The organism is Nonomuraea sp. NPDC050733 (assembly GCF_040654215.1).
Classification (GTDB): domain Bacteria; phylum Actinomycetota; class Actinomycetes; order Streptosporangiales; family Streptosporangiaceae; genus Nonomuraea.
Genome location: NZ_JBFAHO010000061.1, coordinates 1 through 20,196, shown reverse-complemented (window position 1 = coordinate 20,196; position 20,196 = coordinate 1). Strand labels below are relative to the sequence as shown.

24 protein-coding genes and 1 pseudogene are annotated in these 20,196 nt (G+C 69.2%); 12 read left to right on the top strand and 13 right to left on the bottom strand.

Annotated features, from left to right (window positions below; genetic code table 11):
* Nucleotides 1-46 precede the first annotated feature (46 nt).
* From AB0H64_RS42570 to AB0H64_RS42535, 8 genes and pseudogenes are all read left to right on the top strand, one after another.
* Entirely contained in the window at nt 47-1,150 is a 1,104-nt protein-coding gene (locus AB0H64_RS42570; RefSeq protein ID WP_357636996.1) for a DUF917 domain-containing protein, read from the top strand.
* Complete coding sequence (locus tag AB0H64_RS42565; protein ID WP_357636993.1) at nt 1,147-2,730, top strand: helix-turn-helix domain-containing protein; 1,584 nt, start codon at nt 1,147-1,149, stop codon at nt 2,728-2,730. Before AB0H64_RS42570 ends, AB0H64_RS42565 begins: the two co-directional genes overlap by 4 nt.
* A 216-nt stretch (nt 2,731-2,946) precedes the next feature.
* Nucleotides 2,947-3,381 (top strand): hypothetical protein, encoded by a 435-nt coding sequence (locus AB0H64_RS42560; protein WP_357636991.1) that lies wholly within the window; start codon nt 2,947-2,949, stop codon nt 3,379-3,381.
* 173 nt (nt 3,382-3,554) lie between these two features.
* Nucleotides 3,555-3,824, top strand: coding sequence for a hypothetical protein (locus tag AB0H64_RS42555; RefSeq protein ID WP_357636988.1), 270 nt, complete (start codon nt 3,555-3,557; stop codon nt 3,822-3,824).
* A gap of 228 nt (nt 3,825-4,052) precedes the next feature.
* Nucleotides 4,053-4,430: pseudogene (locus tag AB0H64_RS42550) on the top strand (recombinase family protein); the annotation flags it as partial.
* A gap of 80 nt (nt 4,431-4,510) precedes the next feature.
* A complete protein-coding gene (locus tag AB0H64_RS42545; protein WP_357636985.1) occupies nt 4,511-4,870 on the top strand; it encodes a Mu transposase C-terminal domain-containing protein in 360 nt (119 codons plus the stop codon).
* A 33-nt stretch (nt 4,871-4,903) separates the two neighbouring features.
* Nucleotides 4,904-5,392 carry an AAA family ATPase gene (locus AB0H64_RS42540; RefSeq protein ID WP_357636983.1) on the top strand — a complete coding sequence of 163 codons (489 nt, stop codon included), beginning with the start codon at nt 4,904-4,906 and terminating at the stop codon, nt 5,390-5,392.
* A gap of 52 nt (nt 5,393-5,444) precedes the next feature.
* The gene (locus AB0H64_RS42535) at nt 5,445-5,768 is read left to right on the top strand and encodes a hypothetical protein (RefSeq protein ID WP_357636981.1); all 324 of its coding nucleotides are present in this window, start codon (nt 5,445-5,447) and stop codon (nt 5,766-5,768) included.
* 230 nt (nt 5,769-5,998) lie between these two features.
* Here AB0H64_RS42535 and AB0H64_RS42530 read toward each other — a convergent pair whose 3' ends face one another.
* The 3 genes from AB0H64_RS42530 to AB0H64_RS42520 all read right to left on the bottom strand — a co-directional run bounded on the left by AB0H64_RS42530 (nt 5,999) and on the right by AB0H64_RS42520 (nt 8,092).
* A complete protein-coding gene (locus tag AB0H64_RS42530; protein WP_357636978.1) occupies nt 5,999-6,784 on the bottom strand; it encodes an MBL fold metallo-hydrolase in 786 nt (261 codons plus the stop codon).
* 41 nt (nt 6,785-6,825) lie between these two features.
* Nucleotides 6,826-7,023 (bottom strand): hypothetical protein, encoded by a 198-nt coding sequence (locus AB0H64_RS42525; RefSeq protein WP_357636975.1) that lies wholly within the window; start codon nt 7,021-7,023, stop codon nt 6,826-6,828.
* Nucleotides 7,024-7,492: 469 nt separating this feature from the next.
* The gene (locus AB0H64_RS42520; protein ID WP_357636973.1) at nt 7,493-8,092 is read right to left on the bottom strand and encodes a TetR/AcrR family transcriptional regulator; all 600 of its coding nucleotides are present in this window, start codon (nt 8,090-8,092) and stop codon (nt 7,493-7,495) included.
* Nucleotides 8,093-8,172: 80 nt separating this feature from the next.
* Here AB0H64_RS42520 and AB0H64_RS42515 point away from each other — a divergent pair, with 80 nt between their 5' ends.
* Entirely contained in the window at nt 8,173-9,177 is a 1,005-nt protein-coding gene (locus tag AB0H64_RS42515) for an alpha/beta hydrolase (RefSeq protein ID WP_357636971.1), read from the top strand.
* Nucleotides 9,178-9,219: 42 nt separating this feature from the next.
* Here the strand turns inward: AB0H64_RS42515 and AB0H64_RS42510 are convergent, their stop codons facing one another.
* The gene (locus AB0H64_RS42510; RefSeq protein ID WP_357636969.1) at nt 9,220-9,579 is read right to left on the bottom strand and encodes a hypothetical protein; all 360 of its coding nucleotides are present in this window, start codon (nt 9,577-9,579) and stop codon (nt 9,220-9,222) included.
* Nucleotides 9,580-9,804: 225 nt separating this feature from the next.
* On the opposite strand from AB0H64_RS42510, the gene AB0H64_RS42505 reads away from it, so the two are divergent.
* The gene (locus tag AB0H64_RS42505; RefSeq protein WP_357636967.1) at nt 9,805-10,050 is read left to right on the top strand and encodes an acyl carrier protein; all 246 of its coding nucleotides are present in this window, start codon (nt 9,805-9,807) and stop codon (nt 10,048-10,050) included.
* Nucleotides 10,051-10,155: 105 nt separating this feature from the next.
* Here the strand turns inward: AB0H64_RS42505 and AB0H64_RS42500 are convergent, their stop codons facing one another.
* The 7 genes from AB0H64_RS42500 to AB0H64_RS42470 all read right to left on the bottom strand — a co-directional run bounded on the left by AB0H64_RS42500 (nt 10,156) and on the right by AB0H64_RS42470 (nt 16,991).
* The gene (locus AB0H64_RS42500) at nt 10,156-11,523 is read right to left on the bottom strand and encodes a hypothetical protein (protein ID WP_357636965.1); all 1,368 of its coding nucleotides are present in this window, start codon (nt 11,521-11,523) and stop codon (nt 10,156-10,158) included.
* Between the two features lie 367 nt (nt 11,524-11,890).
* Nucleotides 11,891-13,042 carry a SagB/ThcOx family dehydrogenase gene (locus AB0H64_RS42495; RefSeq protein ID WP_357636963.1) on the bottom strand — a complete coding sequence of 384 codons (1,152 nt, stop codon included), beginning with the start codon at nt 13,040-13,042 and terminating at the stop codon, nt 11,891-11,893.
* Between the two features lie 93 nt (nt 13,043-13,135).
* Complete coding sequence (locus tag AB0H64_RS42490) at nt 13,136-14,251, bottom strand: S8 family serine peptidase (RefSeq protein WP_357636960.1); 1,116 nt, start codon at nt 14,249-14,251, stop codon at nt 13,136-13,138.
* Between the two features lie 47 nt (nt 14,252-14,298).
* Complete coding sequence (locus AB0H64_RS42485) at nt 14,299-14,496, bottom strand: hypothetical protein (RefSeq protein WP_357636958.1); 198 nt, start codon at nt 14,494-14,496, stop codon at nt 14,299-14,301.
* 23 nt (nt 14,497-14,519) lie between these two features.
* Nucleotides 14,520-16,517 carry a PatA/PatG family cyanobactin maturation protease gene (locus AB0H64_RS42480; protein ID WP_357636955.1) on the bottom strand — a complete coding sequence of 666 codons (1,998 nt, stop codon included), beginning with the start codon at nt 16,515-16,517 and terminating at the stop codon, nt 14,520-14,522.
* 92 nt (nt 16,518-16,609) lie between these two features.
* On the bottom strand, nt 16,610-16,753 hold the full coding sequence (locus AB0H64_RS42475) for a hypothetical protein (RefSeq protein WP_357636952.1): 144 nt from the start codon (nt 16,751-16,753) through the stop codon (nt 16,610-16,612).
* Between the two features lie 97 nt (nt 16,754-16,850).
* Nucleotides 16,851-16,991: a hypothetical protein gene (locus tag AB0H64_RS42470; RefSeq protein ID WP_357636949.1), complete on the bottom strand. Its 141-nt coding sequence runs from the start codon at nt 16,989-16,991 to the stop codon at nt 16,851-16,853.
* Between the two features lie 245 nt (nt 16,992-17,236).
* On the opposite strand from AB0H64_RS42470, the gene AB0H64_RS42465 reads away from it, so the two are divergent.
* Nucleotides 17,237-18,199: a site-specific integrase gene (locus tag AB0H64_RS42465; protein ID WP_357636948.1), complete on the top strand. Its 963-nt coding sequence runs from the start codon at nt 17,237-17,239 to the stop codon at nt 18,197-18,199.
* 474 nt (nt 18,200-18,673) lie between these two features.
* Nucleotides 18,674-18,901, top strand: coding sequence for a hypothetical protein (locus AB0H64_RS42460; RefSeq protein ID WP_357636945.1), 228 nt, complete (start codon nt 18,674-18,676; stop codon nt 18,899-18,901).
* Here AB0H64_RS42460 and AB0H64_RS42455 read toward each other — a convergent pair.
* On the bottom strand, nt 18,867-19,742 hold the full coding sequence (locus AB0H64_RS42455; RefSeq protein WP_357636943.1) for a helix-turn-helix domain-containing protein: 876 nt from the start codon (nt 19,740-19,742) through the stop codon (nt 18,867-18,869). The genes AB0H64_RS42460 and AB0H64_RS42455 overlap by 35 nt on opposite strands.
* Before the next feature lie 145 nt (nt 19,743-19,887).
* On the bottom strand, nt 19,888-20,196 hold a 309-nt coding region (locus AB0H64_RS42450), incomplete at its 5' end, for an alpha/beta fold hydrolase (RefSeq protein WP_357636942.1).

Below are 20,196 nucleotides of genomic sequence, written 5' to 3'. Positions count from 1 at the left end.
CTGCCCGGGGACCAGCCGACACGCTTCCGCACCGACCGAGGGGAACATGCAGACACGAATCAGCCACGAACACGTCGACGCGCTCGCCGCCGGAGCCACCCTGCTGGGATCCGGAGGCGGCGGCGACACCGCCATCGTGGCCGACATGCTGCGCCACGTGCTGATCCGACACGGCGCCGTCTCCCTCATCACCGCTGCCGACCTGCCCCCTGACGCACTCGTGGTACCGGTCGCTGCAACCGGCTCCATCACCGTGATGCTCGAACGCCTACCATCCGGCCACGAGTTCGTCCACGCCGTGCAAGCGGTCGGTCGCCACCTCGACCAGCAGCCCGCCGCGGTGCTCGGATTTGAGGTCGGCGGCGCCAACCTGCTGTTCAGTGTCGCGGCGGCCGCCTGGACCGGCCTGCCCTTGATCGACGGCGACGGTATGGGCCGCGCCTTCCCTCGGATCGACCAGGTCCTTTTCAACGTGGTCCGCGACGGCACGAGTGCGATCAGCGCAGTACCCGCCGCCCTGGCCGACCCGTCCGGCAACCATCTGCTGCTGACCGGTGCGGTCACCAACGCCGACGCCGAGCGGCTACTGCGCGCGGCACTGACCGCACTCGGCGGCTGGGCCGCAACGGCTATCTACCCCATGCGCGCCGAGCAGGCCGATCGGCACGCCATCCGCGGAAGCATCAGCAACGCCCTCACCCTGGGACGCGATTTTCTCGAGGTCCAGCGCACCCCACGCTCCCGAGCCGGCATGCTCGCCACCCACCAGGCCAACCTAGTCTTCTCAGGCACCATCAACCAGATCTTGCGCCATGCCCGACCAAGCACCGGAGCCACCCTCGTCGTTGCCCACGACCAGGACCCCTTCCGCACGCTGCGCATCGAGGTCGCCGACGAGTACATGCTGGCTATCGACGACGGCGATGTCATCGCCCAGGTGCCCGACATCATCGCTCTGCTCGACACCCGAACCTGGCAGCCCATCACCGCCGAACATGCAGCCACCGGCCGCCACGTCGACGTCCTGCGCTTCCCCGCCCCTAGCGCATGGAACCCTCTGCACGCCCGCCACCTCGTGGCCCCGTCAGCCTTCGGCCTTCGCGTCCTCGACGACAACGCCACCTCTGACGCCCGAGAAAGTCGCCCATGATCACAGCCCGGGACCTGCTGAACGACCCCGCCCTGGCCGGCCACATCATCGTCGGTGGCCAGGCAGGGCTCGACGCCGTGCTGCGCACCGCCGCCTTCGTCCACAGCCACGCCGACCTGACCAACCTGCCCGGCGGTGCCGCTGCGGTCATCGACGTCTCCGACGATGCCGGCCTCAGCAGCCAGCACCTGATCGAAGTCTTCTGCCGCCGCCTGCACGGCCGCGGCGGCCGGCTGCTCATCGTGGTTGGCCACCGCCAAACCATCGCCGACTCCACCGTCCGTCTGGCCAACCAGTTCGCCCTCCCCGTGATCGTCCTTACCCCGACCCCGGAATCCAGCTCAGCTCCCGCGCTCGCCGCCCGCATCATGGCAATCATCCAGACACCCGGCATTGCCCACGCCCGGGCCCTGACCACCGCCGCCGCCAAACTCGCCGTCAGCCCGTCCCTCCCCCGCGTCCTGGCGATCGTGAACGACGTACTGAACGGGACCTCAGCGCTCGTCACCGCCGACGGTGTCGTCACCGCCGGCAGGCTGCATTGGACGTCACCCGAAACGGTGACGCGCCAGCCCGCGGTCACATCCGAACGACTGCAGCACCATGTGTGGGCCTCGTGCCCCATCTTCCACACCGATCACATGCTGTGGTTGGCCTGTGAGGCTCGCCACGGCGGCCCCGCCTGGCATGAAGCAGCTCGCGCCATCCTTCAGATCGCCGCCCACACCGTTGCCGTCCAGTTGCTCACCCAGCGCTTGAAAGCCGAGCGCGATCACCACCTGCTTCACAACCTGTTCACCGAACTGCTCCACCTCGATCGCCACGATCGTGTCCCTGAGCACATCGTCACCCGCGCAGCGACGGCGGGGATCCCGCTCGATGGCTGGCATCAAGGCATTCACTTCACCTGGCCTAACGGCACGCCAACACCGGAAGGCGACCTCTTCACCGAGATCGCCACACACCTGGTGAACATTCTGGCTACCAAGCACATCACCAAGCCGCTGTTCACCCGCGCCGACGGCTGGTCACTGTGGCAATCCTGGTCGGCCCGCCCAACCACTCAGCAGGAGAACGAGCTGCTGAACCGCATCCAGGACGCCACCCGCAGCTTCAACTCCGCCTACCCTCGCTACGCCCTTGTCGCAGGCTTAGGCAGCTCCGCCATCGGCCCACACGCCATCGCCCTCACCCTTGGCCAGGCCCACCAAGCCGCCTCCGCCGCGGCGCAACGCCAGCCCGGCACGGTGGAAACCATTGACGCCCTCGGCCCCCAGCGCCTGCTGTCCACCTGGTACGCCGACCCTGCCTTCCGCGAACATGCCCGACAACTCCTAGCTCCGGTGCTCGCTCACCCGGACGCCGATGCTTTGTTGAAGACCCTCAGTGCCTATCTGGACAACGGCTCCTCTGCAACCGCCACCGCCAAGAGCACCGGCATGCACCGCAACACGGTCAGCCATCGCATCATGACCATTGAGCGACTTCTTGGCCCCCTCCACGAAAGCGACCGCCTCACCATCCACCTGGCCTGCCGCTCACTCGGACACGGTGACCATCAGCCCGCCGCCAGCTTCTGATCAGGAGCCAGCCGGGCCAGGCCCTGGCCCTACACCATCGGGACACTGACCTCCTCCTGCGCGCTCAGTATCCACTGCCGGAGGTTACGGTATGCACGCCTCAATGTGCGCGCGGCTGCCGTAGCCGGTGGGCGAGAGCCAGAGATGATCTACTAGCGCGCTCGAAGGTGACACGCTATGTTGCCGAGCAGATGCCGACGCGGGAGGAGCCGTGTGATGGCCGAGCCCGAGCCGAACGCTCGCGTGGCATGGCTGGAAGGTCTCATGGGCGAGCACTGGGGTGTTCGGCAACTGGAGCGCGCCATCAAGGAGAGCAACGGGGGCGAAGGCCCCTCCCGTCAAACGCTCAGCAACCTTTTGGATCCGAATCGGCCCAGCAAGGTCGAAGAGTACACGATCACACAGATAGCTTCGTTCTTCCAACAGGATCCCGCCGATGTTGAGCGACAACTGAACATCACGCTCAGCCCGAGTGCGCGATTGATGCTCCTGGCGTTCAAGACCGAGGGCTTGCGTGAAGCTGCCGTGCAACTGGCGGCACTTCCTGAGGCGCAACGAGAAGCCTTCCAGGAGATGATCAGACAGGCCGCCGCCAACTCTCCTGCCGCGCCAGTCTCCTTGACGCAGCCGGAGACCTCCAAGTCCAGTTGACCGTCTAGCGCGTATGAGTATGAGCGACCGGCGCGTTAACCGGCCGACGACCCTGCTGCGCCTCTCCCCGTCAACTCTCCTCATCACGGCGCCGGCCGGCCGACATCGTCCGCAACGAGCTCGGCGTCGACGCCGGTGAAGCCGAGGCGATCGCGGCCGCCATCGAGCAAGCCGTGAAGCCGCACAACGTGACCGGCTACATCACCACCCTGGCCCGCAACGGCGACCTGGCCGACTGGCAGGGCCACGTCCGCGAACAGGCCGCCCGCCGCCACGCCAGCCAGGCTGCCGACAACCGCCGCACCGCCCCACCCTGCCCACACGGCGAACCCGGCGGCGACCAGCTCAACCCACGCTCCGGCCAACCCTGGTGCCCGTTGTGCCGCAACGGCGTGCCACCCGACCACCTCGACCTGGCCGCAACCGGCGCCAGAGCCTCATGATCGCCCGCCTCATCTCCGGTCGAAGACCAGGAACCACCACCGGCCGGCGACTTTCGCGAGGCATCACGCGCGCACACGCGCGAGCACCAGGCCCTCGCCGACAAGACCCGGGCATCGAGAGTTTTCGGACTTTTCCGGCCGGTCTACGCGCGCGTGAAGGCGCCCGTGGACGGCCGCGTGTGATCTGCAACGCAGGTTGGCCGGGAGTCTGCAACATTATTTGGCCGCATGTCACCCCTAATGACGGCTCCTGGTCGTCTCGATTCCATGCTTTCGAGACGAGCCCCGGACGTACCTGCGGCAGCGACATTTCCGCAGGTCGGCCAGTCTCATAAGTTGGTCTCGAAAGCGGTTCTCGTAACCCTTGTCAGGGCGTCAGCTTTCGATACCGTGAGGTTCGTGGACTTCGGCTATGCCCGGGTCAGCACCACTGCTCAAGATCTCACCCGGCAGATCGACACCCTCAAGGCCGCCGGCATCCCCGAAGAGCTCATCTGGTCCGATCGGCGTACCGGCGCCACGATGGCCCGTGACGACCTGGAGGACCTGCTGCGCCGCGTCCCGCCGCACGCCGGTCACCGGATCACCGTCGTGACCTTGGACCGGCTCGGGCGCAACATGCGCGAGTGCCTCAACCTGGCCCACGACCTGACCGAGCGCGGCATCTGGACCTGCTGCTGCTCACCGTGGCAAAGCCCCGCAAGGTCCACCCCGACGGCATCCACGCGTTCGGCCTGCGCTATCTGGACCCCACGCTGGCCGCGTTCGTCGGAGAAAGCGTCGTCATCCGGTACGACCCCCGCGACCTGGCCGAACTGCGAATCTTCCACCGCGGCGTCTTCATCTGCCGGGCGATCTGCGCCGAGCTGGCCGGCACCACCATCAGCATGCGGGAGATCATCGCGGCCCGACGCGCCCGCCGCCGTCAGCTCACCCAGGATCTGGCCGAACGCACCACCCTGGTCGACCAGCTGCTGGCCTACCGCACCGGCCTTCCGCGACCGCCCGCGAGCTCGCCCCACCGGCACCCGCGCAACGCCGGTTGAAGATCTACACCGAGGAGTAGAGGAGCATGACCCGTGACCACCACGCGCTCCAACCCCAACCGGAAAGCCATGCGGCGCGGATCACGCCATACCCCGTCGATGCCGAACCTGATCTCCACCAAGGAGCACCGCAGGTTCTGCGAGTTCGCCGACACCGTGCGCACCTCCCGCTACATCGGCCTGTGCTACGGCCCCGCCGGCGTCGGCAAGACCCTGTCGGCCCACTCCTACGCGCGCTGGCCGGAACAACGCCCGCTGCTGGAGATGCCCCACGCCCTGGCCGACTGGTTCCATGCCGGCGCCAACCGGTCCGACTGGCACACCGTGCTCTACACGCCGCTGATCAACACTCCGCCCCCGGGGGGCCTTACGGACCTGACCGATCTGACCAACCGGCACGCCATGGTCCGCGCCCGCGAAATCGACGACCCCAAGCGCGAGACCAACCTCCACGGTGCCAGCCTCTACACCGAACTCGTCATCATCGATGAGTCCGAACGGCTCACCACCCCGCGCCATTGAGCAGGTCCGCGACTTCTATGATCGCAGCAGCCTCGGGCTGATCCTCATCGGCATGCCCGGCATCGAAAAGCGCCTGGCCCGCTACCCCCAGCTCTACAGCCGCATCGGCTTCGTCCACCACTACCGCGCCCTGGCCGCCGACGAACTCGCCATCGTCCTGACCACAGCCTTCGCCCACCTGGGCCTGGGCATCCCCGACGCCGTCACGACCGAGGCCATCGCCGCGATCAACCGCACCACCGCGGGCAACTTCCGGCTGGTCACCCGGCTGCTGGAACAAGCCGAACGGGTGATGAAGCTCAACGACGGCGTCGACAGGATCACCGCCGAAGTCATCGACGCCGCCCGCGATGCTCTGGTCATCGGCATCAGCTGACTGGCCGCCGCTGTCCGTGACGCGATCCTGGCCCGCCGCGAGCGCGGGGAGTCCCTCCGCCCATCGCCGACGGAGTCAGGGTCTCCGTCGGCGTCGTCTACAAGGCCCTCACAGATGCCCAGCTCGCTGCCGCAGATGACACCCCCCGACGACCAGCCCAAGAACGTCGTGACGCTGCCCCGGATCCCGACCGGCGACCCGCGCGCACTGGCTGTGTCGTGCACCGATCGCTAGCGGGGAGCCCCGTCGCGCTCGCTTCCGTGGGGGAGGCGCTGGAGTTGCCCTTCGTGCACGTCCCTCACCCACTCCCAGCCGGGCTTGGCTGATGGGCCGACCCGTGGGTCGGCGGCGACTTGGCCGTTCCGCAACGCGAGCACATACACCCGATCCTGGTCAATCCGTGCCTGTACCTGGTCGGTTCCACCGACGGAACCGTGGCCCGGGACGACGACATCGACCCCGTTCGCCACGCCCTCGAGCAGCCGCAGCGCGGTGAGGTAGTCCTCGATCGGGTCCTCGGTGTCCAGGTCGAACATCGGAACCAGGACATCAGAAAGCATGTCGCCAGCGATGAGAACCCCGCGCTCCTCGATCAACAGAGCCGCGTGGCCCGGGGCATGCGCTTGATGCTCGATGATACGGACTTCAGGGCCATCCCAAGGAATCTGTGCCGTCCCGGCGGGCAGGCCGACGATGAGGCCGAGCAGGTCCAGCGGTACCTGCCCGGCGACTTCCGTCTCGAGCAGGTGGGCAGCGATGCGGGCTTTCGCACCCGGGTCCGACAGCTCCTGTCCGATAGTGTCCGCGCAGCGCGCCGTGCCGTAACGGGGGGCCTCGCCGAACTGGGCGTGCCAGAGCAGATGATCCCAATCCGGATGCGTGGAAAACCCCGCCACAACGGACTGACCCAACCCACGGAGGTCGTTCGCCAGGCAGTCGATCTCGGGGCCGGTTACCCCAGGGTCGATGAGCAACACACCGGCCCGACCCCGCACCACAACGGTGTTGCTCTGCACGAACTCACTCTCGTGTACCAGTACACCCTCCGCGACCTGCCTCAACACGAGCTCGCCTCCTGCGCATCCCGGAGGACGTCGCGATGAGTCGTGACGCCCTGTTGGAACGATCGGTACTCGAACAAGCCGAGCTCGATCGGCATTTCACAGTCGTCGAACAGTGGCCTGCCGAAGCGGCCGTCCGGCCCGACGATGCCGCCGCCAGGCGAGACGCTCATCGAATGGGTAACGCTGCGCATCAAGAGTTCTCCTCGGTCACGGGTACGACGCTTAAGACCACCGGACACCGCAGAACTCATCGCGGCCCGCGAGGGAGACCCAGAACCGCTTCCAACTGGATACCGACAGCCGCAGGTACGTCTGGAGCTCGTCTCGAAAGCATGGAATCGAGACCGAGCAGGAGCGTCACAAGTGACATCCGGCCAAATAATGTTGCAGATTCCCGGCCAAGCTGCGTTGCCGGTCACAGCCACCCGTTTGCCCTCCAGGCCCGGCGCCTACCGGCGATCGGCGACACGGGACCACGGGGCGGCCGTGGTCCCCTTGGCACCTGTGCGGCACGGCCGTCGGCGAGCCCGCTGCCGGCAGCGACCCGCCCCGCTTCCGGAAGCACTCCCGCTAGCAGTGCGAAACTGCCTCCTCCTCGTGCCCGGTGAACGTGACGGCCAGCCGATCATCGGCCATGGCGGCACTGCAGACCAGCCCGCCTCATGCGAACAGCGCGGTTTCCAGCATCGCGATGAGCGTTTCCGCCGCGTCCCGGGCGTCGAAGTCGCCGTCCTGCATGTGCGCTCCCATGATGCCGTCGATCGCCCCGCCTGTGATGACGGCGAGCGTGCGCAGGTCGGGGCCAGGGGGCAGGCCACGGGCCTGGCGGGCGTCATGGAGGAGGGACGCGAGGGGGTTCCAGCGGGCCGGCGCGTCGGGGATGTCTCCGATGATCACCGCCCCCATGATCACGCGCATGCGGTCGGGTCGTTCGGCGAGGTGCCCGACCATCCGCCGTACGTACGCGGCCGGGGCCTGATCGGCCGGCACCATGTCGACCGCCGCGCCGACGGCGGCCACGAGTTCGCCGAGGACGCGTTCGTGAGCCGCCGCCACGACCGCGTCCTTGGAGGCGAAGTGGTACAGCACGGCGCCCTTGGTGATCCCGGCGGTCTGCGCGATGCGCGTCAGCGAGGCGGCGGCGTATCCGTGCTCGGCCACGAGGTCGATCGTGATCTGGATGAGCTGATCGCGACGCGCCCTTTCGATGAGGCTGAGCTGCCTGTCGCCACTGTCCGACGCGGTACGCCTTGCTGCCATGGTCCCGACCGTACCGCATCGCCGCGTATGCTTCTGAACATCGGTCAAAAAATTGACCGATGTTCAGTGCGGAGGTTCCGATGAGTGTTGACATCGAGCAGGCGGAGGTCAGGCACCGGCGTAAGGCGCGTCGCCGCCGGGTGTTGAAGATCGCGGGCGGTGCCGTCGCCGTCGCCGCCGTGGCCCTCACCTTCGCCCTGCGCGCGCCGTCGCCTGTCGGGCATTGGAACAGCGCCCAGGGCCAGGCGGACTACCTGGCCGCCTACGACGAGGCGATGGCGGACATGCCCCGGGCGGCGGGCACGATCGACGTACGCACCGGCTTCGGGATCGTGCGCGTCTACCGGTACGAGGGCCAGTCGGATCGCGCCGAGCCGCTGGTGCTCCTGCCCGGCAGGGCGTCGGCGTCACCGGTCTGGGCCGGCAACCTTCCCTCCCTGCTCAAGGTCGGCGACGTCTACACGATCGACCTGCTGGGCGAGCCGGGCAGGAGCGTGCAGGAGGTGCCGATCACCTCCGATGCGGACCAGGCGGCGTGGCTGGACGAGGTGCTCGCGCAGCTGCCCGAGAAGTCCTTCCACGTGGTCGGCCTGTCGATCGGCGGATGGACGGCGGCCAACCTGGCCGTCCACCGGCCGGCGCGCGTCGCCACCCTGACGCTGATCGACCCGGTGTACACCTTCTCCGACATCCCGGCCGGCACGGCGATCCGCGCGATCCCCGCCTCCGTGCCGTGGCTGCCGAAGTCCTGGCGCGACTCGTTCAACTCCTACACGGCGGGCGGCGCGCCGGTGGCGGACGTGCCGGTGGCGGACATGATCGAGTCCGGGATGAAGAACTACACCCTGCGCCTGCCGCAACCCGCGCGCATCGGCGAGGGCGCACTGGGCGCGCTGAAGATCCCGGTGCTGGCGATCCTGGCGGGCAACTCGGTGATGCACGATGCCGGGTCATCCCGCGGGGTCGCCGAGCGCGTGCTGCGATCGGGGACGGTGAAGGTCTACCCCGGCGCCTCGCACGCGATCAACGGCGAGCACCCGGACGAGATCGCCGCCGACCTCGCCGCGTTCCTGGCCGCGAGCTGACACGATCACGCCGGTCCAGACAAATACGAAACTGCGGATTGTTCAGCCGACGGAGCCGCTAAGGCTGCTAGTGCCGCCGCCGGTTGATCCTGAACCTGCGGTGCGAGTGATGAGCTGGCCGTCGACGTAGGCAACGGCACTCACCGAGCCAGCGTCCAGGCGCCGTATGGAAAGGCTCCAGGTGTCCTCGCCCTGTTCAGCGAGGGTGATGTCCTTCCGCCAGGGAAGCCTCACCTGGGGCTCGGTCGTGGAACGGCCGTTGATGACGTACGTGATGGCGAAACTTCCTTCGCCCGTGACATCGAAGGTGAGCGTGTGCGGCTCGTCAGAGGAGCAGGCGGCCAGCAGCACGATGGCGGCGACCGGCGCCAGCGAGCGCGTCCATCTGCCTGATGCGGTCATCCGATCACTAAACCACAGCAGAACACCGCAATGCTCGTCGTTGTCGGCCGTCCGCTCGGGTCCGTGCCACCAGACGCAAAGTAGCTGTGAGTAACTGGGAGCTCTCGGACGATTTGACGCAAGAGTCATGAGCAACCAGCGCGACCTGCGCATGTCGAATATCCAGTTGAGAGATCTTGGATGGGAGACTCGAGGCGATTCGTCCAGCGAGCCAGGGGGGGCTTCGTGACCACAGAGACCACTATCGAGGCGCGGGTAAAGAGGATCGTCGCCGAAAAGCTCGACCTCACGAGAGAGCCGGACCTCGTGGCCGGGCTCATTGAGGAGCTCGGGGCCGACGATCTGGCCATGGCTGAGATCGTCGCGGCCCTGGAGGAGGAGTTCAGCCTGGAGATCCCCGAGGGGGACGCCGAGAGGATCCGCACTACCAACGATGCGATCACATACGTCCAACTGCGAGCACAGCGCTAGGAGTGGCAGCGGTCCGCGTGCTCCGGAATCCGGGATTCCGCGAGCACCGGCCTTGGCCGCTGCCGCCGGAGTGGCTGGCGGCAGCGGGGCCGGCTTGGGTGTGGTCTAGGACTTAGAGCCGCGGTGGACGCACAGGAGTTGGTCCTCGGTGCCGTTCTTGTCGCGGTAGGTGATCAAGGCTGGGCCTTGGGTGCTGTGATGGCCGGGGAATTTAATGTCCCGGGTCCAATTCCGGCCGTCGAAGGCGATCCCCCACAGACTTGTGTCGGCGCCTCCCCGGTGGACGCAGTGCAGGAGATTGTTGAATACCGCGAGCGCCGGTCCCTCCCGGGTGGCGGCGTTAGGAATCTGGGCGTCTGGGGTCCAGTTTCTGCCGTCGCCGGTGGAGGTCCACCACATGCTGCTGCTGCCGTTGCCGCGGTGAACGCAGTACAGGCGGTTCTGGTAGACCGCCAGTGCCGGGTTGGAGTCGGTGAGGTGGCCTGGGAAGCGTTGGTCGGCACTCCAGTTGACGCCGTCGGAGGTGCTGGTCCACCACAGGTAGTTGTCTCCGCCACTGCCGGTGTTGCCGCGGTGCACGCAGTACAGCTTGTTCTGGAACACCGCCAGCGCCGGGCCCGAGCCGCTCCGGTGATTCGGGAACTTGCGGTCGGCGGTCCAGTTGATGCCGTCGGAGGACTTGGTCCACCACAGGTCGTTGTCGCGGTCCCCACGGTGCACGCAGTACAGCTCGTTCTTGAACACCGCCAGCGCCGGGCCGGAGGCGGTGGCGTGGTTGGGGAGCTGCCGGTCCTCGCTCCAGCCCGTGTCCGGGTCGAAGATGGTCCACCACAGGCGGCTGTCGCTGTTGCCCCGGTGCATGCAGACCAGCTTGCCCTGGAATTCGGCCAGGGCGGGGTTGGCTGCGGTGTAGTGCGCAGCGAACCGCTGGTCCTCACTCCACCCGCCGGCCGTGCCCAGGACGGTCCACCACAGACCCGGGTCGTCCTTGGACCTCAGGCTGATGGGGATGAGCATGCCGGGCGCGATCCACGGCGAGACGAGCTTGCAGCCGTAGGTCTTTCCCACCTCCCTGATCCATTTAGCCCTGAGCTTGACGACGGCCTTGATCAACGGCGCGATCGGCTTCAGCTTGGGGACCTTGGACACGATCTTGCCGATGAGCTCGGTGATCTCGGCAGCCAGCTCGGCGGCTTCGGCGTTGAGGTGGATCTCGAACCCCCACCACTTCACCACGGGGGGAAGGACTTCAGCCCCCCTGGCCTCCAGTTGCCGCTGAGCGCCCCTGATCTCTTCTTGATCCGCCGGCGAGAGCTGGGCGATCAGTTCCTCTCCCAGTCGCCGCGCCTCCGCCAGTTCCACCTCCTCCGGGGGGACGCCGTGCCCAAGCAGGTCCTCGGCAGCGCTCACCTGCCCGTTGCCCTCCACATCGCTCTGCTCCGTGGCCGGTGTCCTGGTCTCTTCCTTGCTCATGTGCCGTGTCCCCCGTGTAACGGATTGTGCATTTGATGTCACGATAAGTGACTGTCGTTCCGGTGGGGTTCTGTGAGACACCAGGGTTGCGCCAAGACGGCCCTGCGCTCGGGTCCGGACGATGAGCCCCAAAGTAGAGCGTTTCCGCAGGCCACAGCGGGTTGTGGCTGCGGTGCCCGACCGCGAGTGTCGGTCCCGGGCGTTCGCGGATGAGTCCGGCGCTCGCCACCGCGATAACGACGACAGGGACGTTTCGCAGGTCGCATTGCTCGCAAACAGCCTTTATGTCAAGCCATCCGGTTACTCGGAGCTACTTTGCGGCTGGTGGCACGGACCCGAGTGGAGGGCCCAGGCGAGCGCCTACGGGTCACGTCAGAGGTGTGGTGCGCAAGGCGTCCGGCCCGGCGGGGTTGAAGGCGCGTTCGTCGTCGGGGTTGGGGTTGGGGTTGGGGGTGGGGTGGCCGGCGCCGAGCACGTACAGCGGGGTGCGGGAGGTGTTGTCCAGGCCGAGCAGCTCGGCGATGGCGGTGTCGTGGAAGGCGCCGGTCTGGAACGGGCCGAGGCCGAGGGCGGTGGCGGTCAGGGCGAAGGTCTGGCCCAGGTGTCCGGCATTGAGCAGGCTGACCCGGTAGCAGCGGGGGGTGGGGTATTTGATGCGCATGCGTTCGATGACGGCGACCAGGATGACCAGGAAAGCGGCTTGGCCGAAGTAGTCCTGGCCGGAGCATAGGTGGGTGGCTTCGGCGGTGGTGAAGCCCTTGGCCAGCATGTCGAGGCTGTGGTCGCGGCCGTTGTAGTGGTAGATGCCGGGGTCGAGGTCGGCGACGTTGGTGATGGCCAGGTAGGCGTCGAGTTCCTGGCGGGCGCCGCCGGCCGGGCTGGTGCGCCGGTACAGGGTGCCGAAGTAGCCGGCGTCGATGTAGTCGACGGGGGCGAAGCAGACGGCCAGCAGCGTGGCCAGGGTGGTCAGCGGGACGGGGGCGCCGGTGAAGTCGCGGTGGGTGCGGCGAGCGTGGAGCACCTGGCCGAGCGGGGCGGCCAGGCCGTCGCCGGGCAGGTTGGTGGGCAGGTTGGTGGGCAGGTCGCGGGGGTGGGGCAGCGGGATGTGCTCGGCGTCGGGGTAGTCGGTGAACAGCGGCGGGTGCGCCTCGATGTCGGGGTAGACCTCGGGGCTGTCGGCGGTGATGGCGTCTTGGGTGCTGTAGTGGAAGAACGGGGCCTCGGGCTCCCAGGAGCGCCATTGGTGGGCCAGACGGTCGTCGGTGTCGGCTTCGGCGCTGCCCTCCTCCAGCAGCAGGCTGTGCTCGCGCAGGGCGGTGATGGCTTGGCTGAGGGTCGCGCCGTTCAGATGGCCCAGCGCCGCGGCCACCTGCCCCGGGGTCGTCCAGTGCTCGAAGGCGGTCAGGATCTGCGCGGCGGTGGCGGGCAGCGAGACGGCGGATCCGCCGGGGTAGGGGTGGGCGATGAACGCGGCTTCGTGCCAGTAGCAGACCAGGCAGCGGCGGCGGCGAAGACGCATGCGTGAATCTCCAAGATGGTGGGGGCGGGTAGGCGGCGGGGTGAAAGACGACCGGGCGGGAGTCGGCGGGCCTTGGGCGTGGGGCGGCAGGCTTCAGGCGGTGGTGGGGCGGTCGCGTCGCCGCAGCGGCCGGATGTCGAACGTGGCGGTCGGCGCGCTCGCGTTGGTCGGTGCCGTGGGGTGCGTGAGCGGTGGCAGGCCGGGGAACAGGTGGGCCGCGGCGGCGGGCAGGTCGAGGTAGCCGTTCAGGCAGCGCACCGGCTCGCCGTGGGCTTGGTCTGGGGTGCAGGGGCGGGCGGTGGCCAGCAGCGCGTCGCGTACGGCGAGCGGGTCCGGGGCGTGGCCGAGGTGGCGTTGCATGCTAACCAGCAGCGCGGCGGCGCCGGTGACCAGGGCGACGGACACGCAGGTGCCTTTTTGGGCCTTGACGCCGCCACCGGGTACGGCGCCGAGGACGGCCTCGCCGAGGGCGGTGATGCCGTGCCCGTGGTAGGCGGGGCCGTGGTTGCTGAACAAGAACATCGCTTCGTCGGCGCGGTGCGCGCCGACGGCCAGCACGCCGGGCAGGATCGCGGGGGCCAGGTCGTTGCGGCCGTAGTCGTTGCCGGCCGGGGCGCAGATCAGCACGCCCGCGTCGATCGCTTGGGCGATGGCGCGTTTCAGCATCGGGTCGGCATCGGCAGAGGCGGTGGAGTGGGCGGGGGTGTACTGGATGATGTGGGCGCCGGCCTGAAGGAGCTCTTCGATGGCGCGGGCGGCCGAGTGCGGATCGTGGCTGACGTGCTCGTCGGCGCGCTGACCGAGGGCGATGAGGTGGCAGCCGGGGGCGAGGCCGGGCAGGACGGTGCCGTGCCGGCCGGCCAGCACGCTGGCGGTGAAGGTGCCGTGCTCGATCAGCTCGTTGCTGGCCGGGGTGGGCGGGAGCCACCACGGCTCGCGTGTCTCCAGGTTGGCGCCGGTCAGGCAGGGGTGGGAGGTGTCGGGCGGGCCGTCGACGACGCCGATGACGATGTCCGCATTGCCGAGGGTGTGTTGCCACAGGGCGGTGATGCCGGGCACCGCCTGGGCGGGGTAGCGGGCCGGGGGTTTGCCGTCGGGTGTCGCGGCCGGGCTGGAGGCGGCCGCCCGATCCCCTTGCTGCTGGGCGAACTCGTCCAGCGGTGACAGCGGGGGCTGGGGGGGCTGTGGTGGCGGGGTGGTGTGTGGCATCGGGCGGGCGCTCCAGGTACGCGGGGGTGCCGGGCTGCTGTGCTGGGCTAGAGGGCCGACAGCTTGGCCTGCTCATAGCTGGGCAGGTGGTAGGCGGCGGGGTCGCCTGTGTTGGCGCCGTACAGCAGCCAGTCGTGCACCCGTTGCAGGTGGGCAGGGGTGCGCGGGTGCAGGGCGATGGTGGTGTAGGGGTCGATGAGCAGGCCGCGGCGCACCGGCGGCACCTGCGGCGGGAACGCGGTCATGGTTGGCCTCCGTGCGGTGGCGGTCAGGCTTCGGGCCAGGAGCGGACCGGGCCGAGGGTGACCGGCAGCACGTCCTTGACGTCGATGGTGAAGCGGTAGACGCGCTTGGCCCGCTTGCTGTTGTCGGGGTCGAAGAAGCGCAGCTTGACGTCCCAGCAGTCGCTGTCGGGCCGGCCGTAGGGGCTTTTCTCCGTCTCGATGTCCTTGAGCGCCATCCCCTTGCCGAGCGCTTCGACCAGCGTCTGGCGGGCCTGGACGGCGTTGGTGGCGGCGAAGTTCAGCGCCCGGTCGCGGCTGGTGGCGCCGAAGTTGCGCAGGTCGTAGTAGATGCGCTGGAGGAAGTCGGCGACGGCGTCGGCGAGACGCTCGTCGTCGGGCCCGCTGCGGTCGGCCCGCTGGTTGTGCTCGGGCACGTTGCACTCGTGCACGACGGCGTGCGCCAGGCTCGCCACCGACCAGCCGTACAGGCCGCGGGTCAGGTCGATCTCGATCACCGGCACGTGCTGGCCGTTGAACAACCGCACCGTACGGCCCGGCAGCCTGCCCGGCACCGAGACGCGATCCACGAACTCGACGTCGTCCTCGGCCCGCTGCTGACGCTCCAGGAACTCCACCAGCCGCGCGTACACGCCGGGCCCGTACCCGCCGACCGGCTCGATCGCATAAATCGGGGTCAGGTCCAGGTTCAACGTCCAGATCAGCGGCGTGGCCTCTGAGGGGTTGCCGCGCAGGTAGTCCACCATCTGCCGAGGGTCATAGGGGTTGGCCGGCACGCTCACGCCGTCCACCTCCACACCCGGCATGAGCTGTTTGAAGGTGTCGCGGCGGGCCTCGGTGCCGAAGTCGTAGCCCAGCGTGCCCAGCGCGTACACCAGCCGCCGCGCCGCCGGCGCGCCCGGGTCTTCGGCAGAGGCCCGCACCCCGCCACGCTCGCCTTCGGCGGCCGGGGAAGGGGCGGAGGCGGTCATGGCCGTGCTGACCGTCACGCCCGCCCCCGGCACCGGGTCGGCGGCGCAGCCGCACCCGCCCGGCTCGGGCCCGGCGCAGGAGGCCACGACGGCGCCGGTCATGACGGAGGCTTGCGCGGCGGCCTCGATGTCGCCGACAGGCCCGGCAGACGGGGCAGGCACTGAAACAGAGGAAGAGGTGGTGGTCACAGCATTCACCGCTTTCGTGATATTGAGAGTTCCGTTCAGATACCGCACGCATCCATCACTCGCCGTGTCCGGCAGGTCGCACGCATCAGCGGTGGCGACCAGCAGCTCCCCGACGGCCAGCGGGTCGGGTTTGCGTCCCTGCCGCAGCTGCAGGCTGAGCAGCAACGCCGCCACCCCGGCCACAACGGGAGCGGCCAGGCTGGTGCCGCTCATCCGCCCGGTACCGCCGCCAGGGACCGCCACCAGCACGTTGTCGCCGGGCGCCAGCAAACCCTGGCGGCGGCTGCCCGGCCCGAAGTTGCTCATCGCCAGCGGCCGGCCGGCCTCGTCGCAGGCGCCGACCGCCAGCACGCCCTCCAGCGCGGCGGGCACGTGATCGCACAGGCAGCCGTCGTTGCCGGCGGCGGCCACGATCAGCACGTTCTGCTCACGGCAGCGGCGCACCGCCCGGGCCAGCGCGTCCTCGGCCTCGGCCGCGTCGGCCAGCTGCCCGCCGCTGACATTGATCACATGGGCGCCGGCGTCGGCGGCCAGCTCGATCGCACGGGCCAGATCCAGCTGCGCGACGCGCCGCTCCTCGGCGAACACCGGCACGCTGACCCCCCGGCAACCGGACGCCACCCCGGGGGCAGGGCCGTCGTGCCGCCCGAACAGCACGCCTGCCACCGCCGTACCGTGCGCCGCCGCCCGCCCCGACGCCGGCCCGCCCGGCCACACCTCGCGCAGCTCGGTCAGCTTCGCCCCGGCCAAGGCCGGATGATCCCGCTCGACCAGGCCGTCCACCACGGCCACCGTCACCCGCTCGTCCCCGGTGGTCAGCCGCCACAATCTTGGCAGTCCCGCGATCGCCGCCACCTCGCCCATCCGCGCCCCGCTCCCGTGCAATCCGGCGTACCTGTCGTCGGAGGGTGAGCGTCGGCGCACCGATCGCGCGCCGACGCTCACTGCCTCATCGGCTACTCGTCGCCCTCGTCAGCGAACGGGATGTCGCCAGCCATGATGTGCCTGGACTGATCGACGCCCGCGGTCGGCACCGCGGCGGCTCCGGTGATGGTGCGCTCGACCGGGGCGGCCAGGCGCGGCATGTACGTCTGCGACATGGTGGGATGTCCTTTCCTGCTCGTGGCAGTGGAATGGGGTGTCCTGTGCGGGGGAAGGCACGGGCCATACCGGCGCCCACCCCGTCGGGGTGATCGGTTACTCGTCGCCCTCGTCAGCGAAGGGAATCGAGGGGGCCCAGATGCTGGACTGGTCGACGCCCGCGGTCTGGATGGCGGCGGCTCCGGTGATGGTGCGCTCGACCGGGGCGGCCAGGCGCGGCATGTACGTCTGCGACATGGTGACGGGTCCTTCCTGTTTGGCGGATCTTCTCGATCCACACCATCAATGCATACTGAACGTAATTATTTGATTGCTGTGTGTGATGTAGCGTGGGGGTGAGGTCCGTCTGTCCTGCGATAGGGAATTGGCATTACCTGTCGCACATGCGCACCTCGTCCCGGCGAGGCCCAGCTCAGCACCTGCCAGACGCGAGCCGACTCGGTAGCGTTATCTGTCACATCGATCCCGGGAGGGAGACTCCCGTGCCCGTCGTCGCGTTCCCCGGCTCGCCCGCCGACCCGGACGGCCCGGCCTCGGACCTAAGCGTCGAGGCCGCTGTCGACCGCTTCCTGGGCTCCCTGCAGACCACGACCACCCGCCGCAGCTACGCCAAGACCCTCACCCGCCTGGCCGCCCTGGCCGGCGCTCGGCCCGCCGCCGGCCTGTCCCCTGAGGACTACGCCGCGGTCATGGACCGGTGGTCGAGCGCGGCGGCCGCCACCTGGAACCGGCACCTGTCGGCGCTGGTCTCCTTCACCACCTGGGCCCAGCGCCAGGACCTGCTGGCCACCAACCCGGCCCGCCGGCTGACCCGCCGCACCACCGTGCGCCGCGGCGACCGCGCCATCCCCGCCGCCCGGCTGGAGGCGCTGTTCACCGGCGACCGCCACCCGCTGCGCGAACGCCTTCTCTGGCGGATGCTGTATGAGACGGCGGCCAGGGCCGAGGAGATCTTGTCGCTGAACGTCGAGGACCTCGACACCGAGTTCCGCCGCGCCCGCGTCGTCTCCAAGGGCGGCGCCATCGAATACGTGCACTGGGCCACCGCCACCGCCCGCCTGCTGCCCCGCCTGCTGGCAGGCCGCACCAGCGGACCGGTCTTCCTGGCCGACCGGCGCGCACCCACCGCCGGACCCCGCGCGCCCGCGGCCGCCGATGTCTGCCCCATCACCGGACGCGGCCGCCTGTCCTACCCGCGCGCCGAGTACCTGTTCAAGACCGCCTCCGCCGAACTCGACCCGCACGGCGAAGGCTGGACCCTGCATCAGCTCCGGCACAGTGCGCTGACCCACCTGGCCGCCGCCGGCCGCACCGCCCCCGAGCTCCAGGCCAAATCCCGCCACCAGCACCTGTCCAGCCTCGGTCACTACGTCCGCCTGGGCGAGGAGACCTCCGCTCGCATCACCGCCGAGCATGACACCGCGGCCCGGCGGCGCAAGCGCTGACACCAGGCGCTCCACCACGCGGTGTGTTTCTGGCGTACTCCGTCCGTACCCGCATAAGAGCCCGCATGCGATCATGCTCGGGCGATCCATCGACAGGAACGACGATCGCGTCCGTGCGCTGGGCTCCCAGGTCTCGAACGCCGCCCCGTAGGCGCTGGAATAGAGGCGAGCGTCGCGGAACGCGGTGCGCACATCGTGATATCGACTCAGCGCCCAGAAGTCGAGCTGGCCGTCTGCGCGCCGGTAGAGCGGTCCCTCCTGGCGCATTGGCCAACACGGGGCGTCAGAAAGGCACACGTCCCGCTCCCAGCTCTCTCACCGCATGCCCACGCGTTCCTTGGCAGCACGCCGTACGGTCCGGCCAGGGTCGGCTCTGGCCACCACGTCGGCCAGCTCGAGCTGCACACAGAGATCGGCCGACTGCCCCTCACGGCCTTCCACTCCCGAACGTGTCCCCAGCCGCCAGGTAGCCGAGTGATCGATCGCAAGCCCTGCGAACCACTCCGCGGCACCCTGAGCGAGGAGTCGTTTCAGTGCCTGATCTCGGCCCTGACCGTCGTGGTCGGCTGGGAGGCGCAGATCGCCCTGCGTGACGTCCGCGGCCTGGACCCCCAGGCCGAACAGGGGCCATCATCTGGGGCCGCACGCAGCCTGGTCACAGCAGCGATCAAGGACCACGAAGCGACGCTGCTGTCAGGGTGAACCCCGGAGATCGAGCGGAAGAGCCGGGAGTTCTTGTTGGTGGGCATGGGGTTGATGATGGCCGGTGTGGGAGGGTCATTCCGAGGCGGCAGCTTTGCGCGGGTGGCTCATCGCAGGGTGGCGTGCTGCGCCGGCGGGCGACGAAGCCGGCCATGCGACGTCGTCGACCGCGAGCCACGGCGCGACCGCCAGGGCTGGGCGTGAGCCCGGCAAACGTCGCGACCTCGCGGTGAAGGTGGGACTGGTCGACGTAGCCGTTCTCGGCGGCAACGCGGGCGGCGGCGTGGCCCGCCGCGAGAAGGTGGGCGGCGTGGTCGAAGCGCACCAGCCGGGCGGCGTGTTTGGGTGTGATGCCGAGCTGGGACCGGAAGCGGGACCACAGGCGCTTGCGGCTCCAGCCGACCTCGTCCGCCAGGCCGTCGACCCGCACCCGCCCCCGGCTGGACAGCGTCCGCCGCCAGGCGTGGGCGACCTGGGGGTCGACCGGTGGGTGGGCGCCCAGCCGTCGGCCGAGGATGTCCACCGCGATCGTGAAGCGTTCGTCCCACGACGTGGCGGTGCGCAGCCTGTCCTCGGCTTGCCCGGCGTCGCGGCCCCAGACGTCCTCAAGGGCTGCCACCGTCCCGCTGAGCTCGGTCGATGCGCCGAACAACGCAGCCGCCGCGACCGGCTCCAGCCGGATCTGGAGCAACCGTCCGGCTCCCCGGCCAGTTGCCTGCAGATCGCCGGGGAGTAGCCCGGCGACGACGCTGCCGCGCTCGTGCCGGCCCTGGGTTTCGTAGACGACGCCTTCTCCCTCGCTCAGATCGACGAGCAGGGTGACGGACGGGTAGGCGATCATGGCGATGTCCACCGAGGCCGGGGCACGATGGCGGAACCCGGCCATGCTGACCCCCGGCAGCCGAACCGACGGGCGTGGGACTGCGATGTCCACCCACGCCTGGTCAGATGGCATTCCGGCAGGCAACACATGGCCAGTCTAGGCATCAGGGATCACGGGTCGTCGTCGGCCCCGCCGCCGTGAAGTCCAGCAGCAGTTTGCCGATCGTCTCGGGCGCTTCCAGCATGGGTAGGTGCCCGACACCGGGCAGCAGCTCGACCCGCGCGCCCGGCACCGCGTCGTATCGGCGCGCCGACGACGGCTCCCAACGGGGATCGGCAGCACCGAAGATCACCTGCACGGGGACCCCGAGGGCGGCGAGACGCTCGGGTACGCTCCGTTCGGCGATGTAGGCGGTGTTCCGGCGCAGCACCGTTCTCATCACGCGGTAGGTGATGCTCCGTACGTCGGCGAC

Excerpts from the sequence above, each read along its gene's own strand:
- AB0H64_RS42570 (WP_357636996.1), top strand. The coding sequence starts at position 47 with ATGCAGACACGAATCAGCCACGAACACGTCGACGCGCTCGCCGCCGGA.
- AB0H64_RS42565 (WP_357636993.1), top strand. The coding sequence starts at position 1,147 with ATGATCACAGCCCGGGACCTGCTGAACGACCCCGCCCTGGCCGGCCAC.
- AB0H64_RS42560 (WP_357636991.1), top strand. The coding sequence starts at position 2,947 with ATGGCCGAGCCCGAGCCGAACGCTCGCGTGGCATGGCTGGAAGGTCTC.
- AB0H64_RS42535 (WP_357636981.1), top strand. The coding sequence starts at position 5,445 with ATGCCCGGCATCGAAAAGCGCCTGGCCCGCTACCCCCAGCTCTACAGC.
- AB0H64_RS42525 (WP_357636975.1), bottom strand. The coding sequence starts at position 7,023 with ATGCGCAGCGTTACCCATTCGATGAGCGTCTCGCCTGGCGGCGGCATC.
- AB0H64_RS42520 (WP_357636973.1), bottom strand. The coding sequence starts at position 8,092 with ATGGCAGCAAGGCGTACCGCGTCGGACAGTGGCGACAGGCAGCTCAGC.
- AB0H64_RS42515 (WP_357636971.1), top strand. The coding sequence starts at position 8,173 with ATGAGTGTTGACATCGAGCAGGCGGAGGTCAGGCACCGGCGTAAGGCG.
- AB0H64_RS42510 (WP_357636969.1), bottom strand. The coding sequence starts at position 9,579 with ATGACCGCATCAGGCAGATGGACGCGCTCGCTGGCGCCGGTCGCCGCC.
- AB0H64_RS42500 (WP_357636965.1), bottom strand. The coding sequence starts at position 11,523 with ATGAGCAAGGAAGAGACCAGGACACCGGCCACGGAGCAGAGCGATGTG.
- AB0H64_RS42495 (WP_357636963.1), bottom strand. The coding sequence starts at position 13,042 with ATGCGTCTTCGCCGCCGCCGCTGCCTGGTCTGCTACTGGCACGAAGCC.
- AB0H64_RS42490 (WP_357636960.1), bottom strand. The coding sequence starts at position 14,251 with ATGCCACACACCACCCCGCCACCACAGCCCCCCCAGCCCCCGCTGTCA.
- AB0H64_RS42485 (WP_357636958.1), bottom strand. The coding sequence starts at position 14,496 with ATGACCGCGTTCCCGCCGCAGGTGCCGCCGGTGCGCCGCGGCCTGCTC.
- AB0H64_RS42480 (WP_357636955.1), bottom strand. The coding sequence starts at position 16,517 with ATGGGCGAGGTGGCGGCGATCGCGGGACTGCCAAGATTGTGGCGGCTG.
- AB0H64_RS42475 (WP_357636952.1), bottom strand. The coding sequence starts at position 16,753 with ATGTCGCAGACGTACATGCCGCGCCTGGCCGCCCCGGTCGAGCGCACC.
- AB0H64_RS42470 (WP_357636949.1), bottom strand. The coding sequence starts at position 16,991 with ATGTCGCAGACGTACATGCCGCGCCTGGCCGCCCCGGTCGAGCGCACC.
- AB0H64_RS42455 (WP_357636943.1), bottom strand. The coding sequence starts at position 19,742 with ATGATCGCCTACCCGTCCGTCACCCTGCTCGTCGATCTGAGCGAGGGA.